Source organism: Mycobacterium alsense, assembly GCF_002086635.1.
Classification (GTDB): Bacteria; Actinomycetota; Actinomycetes; order Mycobacteriales; family Mycobacteriaceae; genus Mycobacterium; species Mycobacterium alsense.
The window spans coordinates 34,275-46,257 of record NZ_MVHD01000016.1; the positions used below are offsets into that span (position 1 = coordinate 34,275).

The window sequence follows — 11,983 nt, forward strand, 5'->3', positions numbered from 1 at the left end:
TTACAGTCCCGCCCGGTCGGCCAGCAGCGCGCGGTTACCCGCGCTGCTGCCAAACAGCGCGGCGGTGGCCTTGGCCCGCCGGAAATGCAGGTGCAGGTCGTGCTCCCAGGTGAACGCGATGCCGCCGTGCAGCTGGATGGCGGAACCGGCGCACAGCGCGTAGGTGTCCGCGGCCTGCGCCTTCGCCAACGGCCCGGCGACGGCCAGCCCGTCGTCCCTGGCGGCGCTCATCGCGGCGAACATCACGGTCGCCCGGGTCGCGTCGATCTCGATCATCATGTCGGCGCAGGCGTGCTTGACCGCCTGGAACGAGCCGATGGGGCGATCGAATTGCCGTCGGGTCTTGGCGTATTCGACCGCCAGGTCGAGGCACGCCTCGGCGCCGCCGAGCATTTCGGCGGCCAGCAGCGTGCGGGCCACATCGAACACCCGGTGCACCTCTTGGGGAGGGCCCGCGGTCAGGGCTTCGGCCGGGGCGCCGCTCAGCCACAACGCGGCGACGGGCCGGGTGATGTCGAACGATGGCAGCCGCCGCACGGTGACGCCCGGGGCGTCGGCGGCCACGACGTGCAGGACGACCGCGCCGTCGGTTACCGCCGGCACCACGAAGAGATCGGCGACGTGACCGTGCAGCACCGCCGCGCACTCGCCGGTGAGCAGGATGCGACCGTCGCGGCGGTCGGCCCGCACCCTCACCCCGGACGGGTCGGAGTCGTCGGGTCCAGCGGCCGCCAACGCTCCCACCTTCTCCCCGGACAGCAGTCCGGGGAGAAGGCCCTTGCATTGCTCCTGGTCGCCCAGTCGCAGCACCGCGTCGATCGCAAACGTCGTCGCCGCGTAGGGCACCGGGGTGAGCGCCCGGCCGAGTTCGCGGAAAGCGATCGCCGTTTCCTCGAGCGTGGCGCCCGCTCCGCCGTACTCGGGTGGGGCGTGCAGCGCGGTCAGCTCCAGTTCGGTGCAAAGCCGTTGCCACAGCCCCTTGTCATGGCCGTCCGGGGTGGCGGCAACCTCGCGTACCCGCGAGGCGGGGGCCAGGTCGAAAAGAAAGCCGCGCAGCGATGCGCCGAAAACGTCCTGCTCCGTGCTGTAACGAAAGTCCATGTCACCGCTTCGATTCCGGACGCGGTTCCTTGGGCAGCCCCAGCAATTGTTCGCCGATCACGTTGCGCTGGATCTGTGAACTGCCCGCGTAGATGGTCGCCGCCCGCGCGTAGAGCAACTGGCCCATCCAGCAGGCGGGGGAGTTCGGGGTCCCCGCCTCGGGGACTAGCCGCGCCCCACCGTTGCCCGGGCCCTGCGGGCAAACCGCCTCGAGCCCAAGGATTTCGGCGGCCAGTTCGGTATACCGCCGGAAGTACTCGCTCCAGATGACCTTCGTGACGGCGGCCTCGGCCCCGGGCGCCTGTCCGCCCTGCGTCAGGGTGAGGGCACGATAGCCCCGATAGCGCATGATCGCCACCCGCGTGTAACACCACGCCAGCACGTCGCGGATGCGCGGGTCGGTGTGCAATCCACGCCGTCGGGCCAGTTCGCACAGCCGCTCCAGGTCTCGACCGAAATCAATTGCCGCCGTGGCAATTTGTGACCCGCGCTCGAAACCCAGCAGGGTCATCGCGGTCGACCACCCGGCACCGACCCCGCCGACGACGTTGACCGACGGGGTGTGCGCATCGGTGAAGAACACCTCGCAAAAGGAGGAGTGTCCGACCGCGTTGACGATCGGGCGCACCACGACGCCGGGCTGGTCCATGGGCACCAGCAGGAACGACAGGCCCCTGTGTTTGGGGGCGGCCGGGTCGGTGCGCGCAAGCAGGAAGATCCAGTTTGCGGTGGCCCCGGCCGATGTCCAGATCTTCTGGCCGTTGATCACCCACCGGTCACCGTCGAGTACGGCCCTGGTCCGCACGGCCGCCAGGTCGGAGCCGGCCTCGGGCTCGGAGAATCCCTGGCACCAGCGATCTTCACCGCTGAGGATGCGGGGCAGGAAGGTCTTCTTCTGCTCCTCGGAACCCAGGGCGATCAGCGTGTTGCCCAGCAGATCGATGCCGAGCAGGTCGTTTTCCGCCCGTTCTGGCGCGCCGGCCCGCGCGAACTCCTCGGCGAGCACCACCTGATCGATCGGGGAGAGGCCGCCGCCGCCGTACTCTTTGGGCCAGGACACGGCCACCAGGCCGCCCGCGGCAAGGCACTGCCGCCACTGCCGCGCGAACGCCTCTCGCTCGTCCTGGCCGAGGGCCCCAGGGCCCGCCCAGCCGGCCGGCAGGTGCGTGGCGAGAAACGCGCGGATCCGGTGGCGGAACGCTTCCGTTTCGGGCGGGTAGCTGACATCCATGCGCGCCACCCCCGTCACGGTCGGTGCTTTGCGGCGGGCAGGATGTCCGGCGCGGCGCGCCAGTCGTCGAGCCCGTGCTCGACCGTTCCGTAAGAGAGTTTCCCCCCGGTGATTTCGCCCCAGTGGGCATGATTGAGCTGGTGGATCTTGAAGCAGCCGTCCAGTGCGGTCGAAAAGCCCATGGCATCGACGGTTTGGTTCACCGATTCCTTGATGAGCAGCGCCGGCATCGTGGGTAGCTTCGCGATGCGCCGAGCGAATTCGATTGTGCTGTCGATTAATTCGGCATCGGGAAACACCTTGCTCACCATCCCGAGCGAATGCGCTTCGTCCGCGCCGATCGAGTCGCCGGTGAGCAGGAGTTCTTTGGCCTTGCGCGGCCCGAACTCCCACGGGTGACCGAAGTACTCGACCCCACACATCCCCAGCCTGGTCCCGACCACATCGGCGAACACCGTGTCCTGACCCGCGACGATCAGATCGCAGCACCAGGCCAGCATCAAGCCCGCGGACAGGACCGTCCCGTGTACCTGGGCGATGGTGATCTTCCGCAGGTTGCGCCACCTCTTGGTGTTCTCGAAGAAGTAGTGCCACTCCTGGCGGTTTCGCGACTCCACCCCGCCGAAGGTCCCGCCGTTGCACCGATAGGTGGGGTGACCGCCCGGGCCCGGCGAGCGCTCGCGAACGTCGTCGGCGGAGCCGAGGTCGTGTCCCGCGGAGAAGCAGGGCCCGGCGCCGCGCAAGATGACCACCCGAACGGTGTCATCGGCCTCGGCGCGTTCGAACGCGACGCCCAACTCGACGAGCATGCCGCGAGTCTGCGCGTTGCGCTGTTTGGGGCGATCCAGGGTGATCGCGGCGATCCGACCCTCGTCCAACGTCTCGTACCGGATGAAGGCGAAATCCTGCACAAACCGTTCATCGGGCGGGCGATCGACCGGACCGGTCCCGGTGACGCTCATGGCGGCTCCTCACTGCTCGCTGCGCGCTGCGCGGGCGACCTGTGCGAGGTTACGCGGCGATCACCCGATATGTCCATAACCAATACGCTTCTGTACAACGATAGATCATACGAATTCCCACGCAAAATGGGTCTTGTATGTTATGAAGTATCTTGCTAGTACTGTGGTATACCTACAGAGGACGCCGCCACGGCGCCGGACGATCCGGCCGGGCGCAACGAGGAAGGGTTCAACGTGGAGATCGGAATTTTTCTCATGCCCGCCCATCCGCCGGAGCGCTCCCTCTACGACGCGACCCAATGGGACCTCGACATCATCGAGCTGGCCGATCGGCTGGGCTACGTCGAGGCCTGGGTCGGCGAACACTTCACCGTGCCGTGGGAGCCGATCTGCGCGCCCGACCTGCTGTTGGCCCAGGCGTTGCTGCGCACCACCCGCATCAAGCTGGCTCCCGGCGCGCACCTGCTGCCCTACCACCACCCGGTCGAATTGGCCCATCGGGTGGCCTATTTCGACCACCTGGCCCAGGGCCGCTTCATGCTGGGAGTCGGGGCGAGCGGCATCCCGGGCGACTGGGCGCTCTATGACGTGGACGGAAAGAACGGCGAGCATCGCGAGATGACGCGTGAAGCGCTCGAAATCATGTTGCGCATCTGGACCGAGGACGAGCCCTGGGAACATCGCGGAAAGTACTGGAACGCCAACGGAATCGCGCCGATGTTCGAGGGCCTGATGAAGCGTCACATCAAGCCCTACCAGAAGCCTCATCCGCCCATCGGGGTCACCGGGTTCAGCGCGGGTTCGGAGACCCTGAAGCTGGCCGGCGAACGCGGTTATCTGCCAATGAGTTTGGACCTCAACACCGAATACGTTGCGACCCACTGGGACGCGGTGCTGGAAGGCGCCGAGCGATCCGGCCGGACGCCGGATCGCCGCGACTGGCGACTGGTGCGTGAAGTACTGGTGGCCGAGACGGACGAACAGGCGTTCCGGTATGCCGTCGACGGCACGATGGGCCGGGCCATGCGCGAATACGTGCTGCCGACCTTCCGCATGTTCGGCATGACCAAGTTCTACAAGCACAACCCGTCGGTGCCCGATGACGACGTGACCCCGGAATACCTCGCGGAGAACACCTTCGTGGTCGGGTCGGTGGACACGGTCGTCGACAAACTCGAGGCGACCTATGACCAGGTCGGTGGCTTCGGCCACCTCTTGGTGCTTGGATTCGACTACGTCGAGAACCCGGGCCCCTGGAAGGAGTCGTTGCGACTGCTGGCCGAGGAAGTCATGCCGAGACTCAACGCCCGCATCGCCAAGAAGCCCGCCGTCGCCATCGTCTAGCGTTCCGCGCTCGTGGGAAGGGACACCGAAATGGCGGTTCGTCAGGTCACCGTCGGCTATTCGGACGGGACGCACCGGGCGATGCCGGTGCGGCCGGATCAATCCATCCTCGAGGCCGCCGAGGAACACGGTGTGGCCATCGTCAACGAATGCCAGAGCGGGATCTGCGGCACCTGCGTCGCGACGTGCACCGCCGGGCGCTACCAGATGGGGCGCACCGAGGGGTTGTCCGACGTGGAGCGGGAGGCCCGCAAGATCCTGACGTGCCAGACGTTCGCGGACAGCGACTGCCGGATCGAACTGCAGTACCCGGCCGACGACAACGCGGCGCTGCTGGTCGCCGGCGAGGGCGTGGTGACCGGGATCGACCTGGTGTCACCCGGCACCGCCCTGCTGCGCGTGGACGTCTCCGCCATGGCGCCGGCCCCGAAATACAAGCCGGGCCAGTTCGCCCAGTTGCAGGTTCCCGGCACCACCGCGTGGCGCAACTATTCCTACGCCCACGCGAGCGGCGACGGGGCCGAATTGGAGTTCGTCATCCGGCTGCTGCCCGACGGGGAGATGTCGAACTACCTTCGCGACCGCGCCCGGCCCGGCGACCGCATCGCGCTGCGGGGCAGCAAAGGCAACTTCTACCTGCGCCCCGTCGTGCGGCCGGTCATCCTCGTCGCGGGCGGCACGGGTTTGTCGGCGATCCTGGCCATCGCCGAGAGCCTCGAGGGCGGGACGGCCCACCCCGTTCACCTGCTCTACGGAGTGACCTCGGTCGAAGACCTGTGCAAGCTCGACGAACTGAAGGCGCTGGAACGCCGCGTCGCGGGCTTGGAGCTGCACGTCATCGTCGCGCGCCCGGACGCCGAATGGGACGGGCGGACGGGGCTGGTCACCGATCTGCTGGACGAGCGGATGCTGGCCGGCGGCGACGCCGACGTCTACCTGTGCGGTCCCGGCGCGATGGTCGAAGCCACCCGAACCTGGCTGCAACGCAACGGCTTCCACCGCGTCGGGCTGTACCACGAGAAATTCGTGGCCAGCGGGGCCGCGCTGCGCCGCAACCCGGTCTTCCTCGACTACTCGAGTCTGGACCTGGCCGACGTCCGCCGCCGCGGCCGCGGTACGGCGGTGGTCATCGGCGGCAGCATCGCGGGCATCGCCGCGGCCAAGGTATGCAGTGAAACCTTCGAACGCGTCATCGTGCTGGAAATGGACGATCCGCACCGTCGCCGTGAGGGCAGGCCGGGCGCGGCGCAGGGCTGGCACCTCCATCACCTGCTGACCGCCGGCCAGATCGAGTTGGAGCGCTTCTTCCCCGGCATCGTCGACGACATGGTGCGCGAGGGAGCCTTCAAGGTCGACATGGCGGCCCAGTACCGGATCCGCTTGGGCGGCACCTGGAAGAAACCCGGGACGAGCGACATCGAGATCGTGTGCGCCGGACGTCCGCTGCTCGAATGGTGTGTGCGGCGCCGGCTGGACGACGAACCGAAAATCGACTTCCGCTACGAGTCGGAGGTCACCGACCTGGTGTTCGACCGCCACACCAACACCGTCGTCGGCGTCGCCGTGCCGGGTGACGGCGGCGGCCTCGAAATCGTGCCGGCCGAGTTCGTCGTGGACGCGTCGGGCAAGAACACCCGCGTGCCGGAGTTCTTGGAGCGCATCGGCATCGGGGCTCCCGAGGTGGAGCAGGACATCATCAACTGCTTCTACTCCACCATGCAGCACCGGGTTCCGCCGGAGCGGCAATGGCAGGACAAGGTGATGGTGATCTGCTACGCCTACCGGCCCTACGAGGACACCTACGCCGCGCAGTACTACACCGACAGCTCGCGCACCATCCTGTCCACGTCGTTGGTGGCGTACAACTGCTACTCGCCCCCACGCACCGCGCGGGAGTTCCGCGAGTTCGCCGACCTGATGCCGTCGCCGGTCATCGGGGAGAACATCGACGGGCTCGAGCCGGCCTCGCCGATCTACAACTTCCGATACCCCAACATGCTGCGTCTGCGCTACGAGAAGAAGCGAAACCTTCCGCGCGCGCTGGTGGCGGTGGGCGATGCCTACACGAGTGCCGACCCCGTCTCCGGGCTCGGTATGAGCTTGGCGCTCAAGGAAGTTCGCGAGATGCAGCTGCTGTTGGCCAAGTATCGTCCCGGGCACCGGGATCTGCCACGCCGGTACTATCGGTCCATCGCCAAGATGGCCGACACGGCCTGGTTCGTGATCCGCGAACAGAACCTGCGCTTCGACTGGATCAAGGACGTGGACAAGAAGCGCCCCTTTTATTTCCGGGCGCTCACCTGGTACATGGACCGGTTGTTGGAGTTGGTGCACGACGACCTCGACGCCTACCGCGAGTTTCTGGCCGTCGTGCACCTGGTCAAGCCGCCGATGGCGCTGATGAAGCCCGCGATCGCCCGCCGCGTCCTCGGCAAGTGGGCCCGCACCCGGTTGGCGGGGGAGAAGACGCTGATCGCCCGCAACTACGAAAACCGTTCGATACCGGCCGCCCCCGCGAGTCAACTCGTGGGCGCCGGCGCTTCGGACGGGCACTGAAACGACGCGCACCGCGAGAGAGAGGCCGACATGTCGCAGGTCCATAAGTCGCTGAGCTGCCGGGGCACCCGCATCCACGCCGTCGAGGAGGGCGAGGGACCGTTGGTGGTCTTGCTCCACGGGTTCCCGGAGTCCTGGTACTCGTGGCGCCGTCAGATCCCCGCGCTCGCCGGTGCCGGCTACCGCGTGGTGGCCATAGACCAGCGCGGCTACGGGCGCTCGTCGAAGTACCGTGTCCAAACCGCTTATCGCATCAAGGAATTGGTCGGCGACGTCGTCGGTGTCCTCGACGCCTACGGCGAGGACACCGCCGTCGTCATCGGTCACGACTGGGGCGCGCCGGTCGCGTGGACCTTCGCCTGGCTGCACCCGGAACGATGCGCCGGGGTGGTGGGCATCAGCGTTCCCTTCGCCGGGCGCGGCGTAATCGGCCTGCCGGGCAGTCCGTTCGGCGAGCACCGCCCCAACGACTACCACCTGCGACTCGCCGGCGAGGGCAGGGTCTGGTACCAGGACTACTTCTCCGCGCAGGACGGCATCATCGCCGAGATCGAAGAAGACGTGCGGGCGTGGCTACTCGGGCTGACGTACACGGTGTCCGGTGAGGGGATGATCGCGGCGACCAAGGCCGCCGTCGACGCCGGCGTCGACCTGGAGTCCATGGACCCGATCGACGTGATCCGCGCCGGCCCGCTCTGCATGGCCGCGGGCGCAAAGCTGAAGGACGCGTTCATCTATCCCGAGACGATGCCGGCCTGGTTCACCGACGCCGACCTCGATTTCTACGCCGGCGAGTTCGAGCGCTCCGGCTTCGGGGGGCCGCTGAGCTTCTATCACAACATCGACAACGACTGGCACGATCTGGCCGAGTACGAGGGCACGCCGCTCACCCCGCCCGCGATGTTCATCGGCGGCCAGTACGACGTCGGGACGACCTGGGGCGCCGAGGCCCTCGAGCGTGCCCACGAGCTCATGCCGAACTACCGCGGCACCCACATGATCGCCGACGTCGGGCACTGGATTCAGCAGGAAGCCCCCGAGGAGACCAACCGGCTCCTGCTCGATTTCCTTGGCGGGCTTGGTTAGTCGTATGGCAACACGATGAAGACCAGCGATGTCCGCGTGCGCCGCGCGATCACGGCGGTGGCCGCGGGGCAACCCGTCGTCCTCGCCGGTGACGCCGATGGCGACGGCCGTCTCGTCTTCGCGGCGGACGCCGCGACACCGCGGCTGGTCGCATTTGCCATCCGGCACACCTCGGGATACCTGCGGGTCGCGTTGCCGGGCTCCGAGTGCGAACGGCTGAACCTGCCTCCCATGTGCCACCACGACACGGCGCAGTGCGTGTCGGTCGACTGCCGCGGGACCGGAACCGGGATTTCGGCGCGGGATCGCGCGCGCACCATCGCCGCGCTCGCGTCGCCGGACAGTGCGGCCGCGGACTTCGTGCGCCCGGGTCACGTGCTTCCGGTGCGGGCCCGCGCCGACGGGGTGCTCGGGCGCGCGGCCGCCGCCGAGGCGGCCGTCGACTTGGCCGATCTCGCGGGACGGCCGCGCGCCGCGGCGCTCGGCGAAATCGTCTCCCGCCGAAGCCCCGCCAAGATGGCCCGCGGCGGTGAGCCGGTCGAATTCGCCGTCGAACACGGGCTGGCCGTCGTCTCGATCGCCGAACTCGTGGCGTATCGGCAACGCACCGAACCCCAGGTGCTCCGCGTGGCGGAATCGATGCTGCCCACCCGGGCCGGCGACTCGCGAGTCATCGGCTTTCGCGATGTGCACGGCCACGGTGAGCATTTGGCGGTGATCATCGGCGCGGCCGACGCCGGCGTGCCCGTTCCGCTGCACGTCCACATCGAGTGCCTGACCGGCGACGTCTTCGGCTCGCGCGCGTGCCGCTGCGGCGGGGAACTGCACGACGCGCTGGCGCGGATGTCGGCCCGGGGCAACGGTCTGGTCGTGTACCTGCGCCCGCCCGGACCGCCGCGCTCCTGCGGGCTGTACGCCCGGGGCGCGACCGGTGACCCGGTGTCGCACACCGTGGCATGGATCCTGCGCGACCTCGGGGTGTATGCCCTCAAGCTGTCCGACGCATCGCCGGGATTCGGCATCGTCTTGTTCGGAGCCATTCGGGAGCACGGCATAGCAGCCGACGCGTTGGCGGTTGCGGGTTGAGCCATCCGGACCTGGCGGGCAAGGCCGCGATCGTGACCGGGGCCGGGGCCGGCATCGGCCTCGCGGTCGCCGAGCGCCTCGTCACCGAGGGCTGCCACGTGCTCTGCGCCGACATCGACGGCGCCGCGGCCGATGCGGCCGCGGCGAAAATCGGTTGCGGCGCAATCGGTCACCGCGTCGACGTCAGCGACGAGGAGCAGGTCATCGGCATGGTCGAGGCGTGCGCCGGGGCATTCGGCGGGGTGGACAAGCTCGTCGCCAATGCGGGCATCGTCCACATGGCTCCGGTCATCGACACCACCGTCGAGGACTTCGACCGGGTCATGGCGGTCAACCTGCGCGGGGCGTGGCTATGCACCAAACACGCCGCGCCGAAGATGAACGAACGGGGCGGGGGAGCCATCGTCAACATGTCGTCGTTGGCGGGCCACGTCGGCGTGGGCGGCACGGGGGCATACGGCATGTCCAAAGCCGGGATCGGCCACCTGAGTCGCATCACCGCCGCGGAGTTGCGCGCGTCGAACATCCGCTCCAATGCCGTGCTGCCCGCGTTCGTCGACACACCGATGCAGCAGACGGCCATCACGATGTTCGACCAAGCGCTCGGTGAGGGCGGCGCGCGCGCGATGATCGCCCGCTTGCAGGGGCGCATGGCGACGCCGCAGGAGATGGCCGGCATCGTGGCTTTCCTGTTGTCCGACGATGCGGCGATGATCACCGGTACGACGCAGATCGCCGACGGCGGAACGATCGCCGCGCTCTGGTGACCCGCTAGCTGGTCAGGATGGACATCGCGATGGCGGTGATCTCGTCCTCGACCCCGGTGTAGCGCGTCAGATGCCATGTGCGAGCGACATCTTCGATGAAGCTGACCGCCGCCGCCACGAGCAGTCGCGCCTGGGCGACACCGGTCTCGGGGACCAGCTTTCCGATGAGGTCGATCCAGAGCGCCTCGCGGTCGGTTTGATTTCTGACGTATCCGTCGCGCACCTCGTCCGAGGCGTACGACAGTTCGGTGACACACGCGGCAACCAGATCAGGGGCGTCCAGACTGATCCGGACATGACCCTCGACGAGCCCGCGAAGGCGCGGCGCCGGTTGGTGACTCGCGCGCAACGCGCGGACGCACTCCAGGCTCCGCCACTCGTCGAGGCGGCGGATGAGCGCGTCGAGGATGGCCTGCTTGGACGAGAACGAGCGATACAGCCCGGGGCCCGCGATTCCTGCCCCCTTCCCGATTTCGCTGGTGCTCACCGCGGGATAACCACGCGCACGGAACAGTCGCGCGCCCGCGGCCAGCAGCGTTTCGTACCGGGAGAACAGCACGCCGTCCTCGTCGCGCGTGTCGGCATCGGTCGGGACGGGCTGCAACTCGGCGACGGGCGGCGTCCTCGCCGCGGCCAGGCACGCCCGGTGCAGGCGCTCCTTGAGTTCGTCAGCCGGAAGGGTCAGGCCATGCCGCCCCAGGCTGGTCAGCGTGCTGGACACCGCCCACGCCCGCAATTCCGAGTGCTGCGGGCTCAGCCCGGGCACCTCCAGGACCACGCTGTCGCGCATGCCGGCGACGATCGCGTTGATTCGGCGCCGGACTTCCGCGCGGTCGCTGTCGTTGAGGTAACGGGCCTCGCGCTGCCACAACACCGTCAGGGCCCGAGACGCGATGGCCGCGGCGATCAACTCCGGTAGCTCGACGTTCAGCGGCCGGGGCGTCGCCTCCGTCCGGCCGTCGGTGAGGCGACGCGCGCTCTGGTATTGATCCTGGCCCGTTCGGATCGCTTCGGCGAGCAGCGCCTGCTTGTTGTCGTAATGGCGATACAACGCGCGGGCGGTGACCCCTGCCGCCTCGGCGATGTCCTCCAACTTGACCGAATGGAACCCGCGCTCGATGAAGAGCCCGACGGCCTGCTCCAGGATCTGCTTCTTTCGGTCCTTCGGCCGGCGCTTAACGGGTTGGGCCGGGGTCGCGACGGTCTCCATCGACTCGAATCCCCTTCCTGCGCACCGGAACCACAAATCCTGCCAGAAGCCTCACCTAGAGCTTCATTCCACTCTGCCCCTCGAAGTCCGCGAGGTCGAAGTAGTCGCTGAAGCGCCTGATCTTGCCATTCTCGACCTCGAACACGCCGGTCACCGGCAGCACGACCTTGCGCCCGTCGTTCATGGTGAAGCGATCGATGCGCTCGACGAGCACCCGACCGGGCTCGGCGGCCAACGTCAGGATATCGAGCCTGGCGTCGCTGAACGCGTCCAGAAACGCCCGAAAGATCGCGCGGATGCCGGCGATGCCGACGATCGGCTCGACCGGCACGTTGTGGTAGACCGCTTCGTCCGCGAAGCCGCCGCAGATGGCGTCGAGGTCGCGCCCCTGCCAGGACCCGAGGAAGTCGCGGACGACCCTCTCGCTGGCTTGCTTGGTATCGGTCATGCCAACAGTTCCTCCTCAGGTGACCAGACGACTCGGGCGGGCACCTGCTAGCCGATATTACAGTACTAGCAAGATACATCATCGTCCATAAATGGCTAGTTTCTTGGCTATTTACGGTTCGACTCCCCGCCTGAATGCGTATCCGCTATGGACATGAGGCCCCCGGCCCGCGTACCCTCGCGGATATCGTTC

At 67.9% G+C, this 11,983-nt stretch carries 10 protein-coding genes; 5 read left to right on the forward strand and 5 right to left on the reverse strand.

The features are described from left to right. From BST11_RS11790 to BST11_RS11800, 3 genes are read right to left on the reverse strand one after another with little or no spacing between them, the layout of a single operon-like run. Nucleotides 1–1,101 carry an acyl-CoA dehydrogenase family protein gene (locus BST11_RS11790; protein WP_083138155.1) on the reverse strand — a complete coding sequence of 367 codons (1,101 nt, stop codon included), beginning with the start codon at nucleotides 1,099–1,101 and terminating at the stop codon, nucleotides 1–3. 1 nt (nucleotide 1,102) lies between these two features. After that, nucleotides 1,103–2,332: an acyl-CoA dehydrogenase gene (locus tag BST11_RS11795; protein WP_083138204.1), complete on the reverse strand. Its 1,230-nt coding sequence runs from the start codon at nucleotides 2,330–2,332 to the stop codon at nucleotides 1,103–1,105. Between the two features lie 14 nt (nucleotides 2,333–2,346). After that, on the reverse strand, nucleotides 2,347–3,294 hold the full coding sequence (locus BST11_RS11800) for an enoyl-CoA hydratase (RefSeq protein ID WP_083138156.1): 948 nt from the start codon (nucleotides 3,292–3,294) through the stop codon (nucleotides 2,347–2,349). Between the two features lie 234 nt (nucleotides 3,295–3,528). On the opposite strand from BST11_RS11800, the gene BST11_RS11805 reads away from it, so the two are divergent. From BST11_RS11805 to BST11_RS11825, 5 genes are read left to right on the forward strand one after another with little or no spacing between them, the layout of a single operon-like run. Next, complete coding sequence (locus tag BST11_RS11805; protein ID WP_083138157.1) at nucleotides 3,529–4,638, forward strand: LLM class flavin-dependent oxidoreductase; 1,110 nt, start codon at nucleotides 3,529–3,531, stop codon at nucleotides 4,636–4,638. Nucleotides 4,639–4,668: 30 nt separating this feature from the next. Next, nucleotides 4,669–7,194 (forward strand): 2Fe-2S iron-sulfur cluster-binding protein, encoded by a 2,526-nt coding sequence (locus BST11_RS11810; protein ID WP_083138158.1) that lies wholly within the window; start codon nucleotides 4,669–4,671, stop codon nucleotides 7,192–7,194. Nucleotides 7,195–7,224: 30 nt separating this feature from the next. Next, nucleotides 7,225–8,280, forward strand: coding sequence for an alpha/beta fold hydrolase (locus BST11_RS11815; RefSeq protein WP_083138159.1), 1,056 nt, complete (start codon nucleotides 7,225–7,227; stop codon nucleotides 8,278–8,280). Nucleotides 8,281–8,295: 15 nt separating this feature from the next. After that, on the forward strand, nucleotides 8,296–9,366 hold the full coding sequence (locus BST11_RS11820; RefSeq protein ID WP_083138160.1) for a 3,4-dihydroxy-2-butanone-4-phosphate synthase: 1,071 nt from the start codon (nucleotides 8,296–8,298) through the stop codon (nucleotides 9,364–9,366). Then, nucleotides 9,363–10,133: an SDR family oxidoreductase gene (locus BST11_RS11825; protein WP_083138161.1), complete on the forward strand. Its 771-nt coding sequence runs from the start codon at nucleotides 9,363–9,365 to the stop codon at nucleotides 10,131–10,133. The genes BST11_RS11820 and BST11_RS11825 overlap by 4 nt, the downstream gene beginning before the upstream one ends. 4 nt (nucleotides 10,134–10,137) lie before the next feature. Here the strand turns inward: BST11_RS11825 and BST11_RS11830 are convergent, their stop codons facing one another. Both BST11_RS11830 and BST11_RS11835 read right to left on the reverse strand, forming a co-directional pair. Beyond that, nucleotides 10,138–11,343 (reverse strand): TetR/AcrR family transcriptional regulator, encoded by a 1,206-nt coding sequence (locus BST11_RS11830; RefSeq protein ID WP_083138162.1) that lies wholly within the window; start codon nucleotides 11,341–11,343, stop codon nucleotides 10,138–10,140. Nucleotides 11,344–11,398: 55 nt separating this feature from the next. Next, nucleotides 11,399–11,791 (reverse strand): limonene-1,2-epoxide hydrolase family protein, encoded by a 393-nt coding sequence (locus BST11_RS11835; RefSeq protein ID WP_083138163.1) that lies wholly within the window; start codon nucleotides 11,789–11,791, stop codon nucleotides 11,399–11,401. Nucleotides 11,792–11,983: the final 192 nt, after the last annotated feature.

Excerpts from the sequence above, each read along its gene's own strand:
- BST11_RS11815 (WP_083138159.1), top strand. The coding sequence starts at position 7,225 with ATGTCGCAGGTCCATAAGTCGCTGAGCTGCCGGGGCACCCGCATCCAC.
- BST11_RS11810 (WP_083138158.1), top strand. The coding sequence starts at position 4,669 with ATGGCGGTTCGTCAGGTCACCGTCGGCTATTCGGACGGGACGCACCGG.
- BST11_RS11790 (WP_083138155.1), bottom strand. The coding sequence starts at position 1,101 with ATGGACTTTCGTTACAGCACGGAGCAGGACGTTTTCGGCGCATCGCTG.
- BST11_RS11835 (WP_083138163.1), bottom strand. The coding sequence starts at position 11,791 with ATGACCGATACCAAGCAAGCCAGCGAGAGGGTCGTCCGCGACTTCCTC.
- BST11_RS11830 (WP_083138162.1), bottom strand. The coding sequence starts at position 11,343 with ATGGAGACCGTCGCGACCCCGGCCCAACCCGTTAAGCGCCGGCCGAAG.
- BST11_RS11800 (WP_083138156.1), bottom strand. The coding sequence starts at position 3,294 with ATGAGCGTCACCGGGACCGGTCCGGTCGATCGCCCGCCCGATGAACGG.
- BST11_RS11795 (WP_083138204.1), bottom strand. The coding sequence starts at position 2,332 with ATGGATGTCAGCTACCCGCCCGAAACGGAAGCGTTCCGCCACCGGATC.
- BST11_RS11820 (WP_083138160.1), top strand. The coding sequence starts at position 8,296 with ATGAAGACCAGCGATGTCCGCGTGCGCCGCGCGATCACGGCGGTGGCC.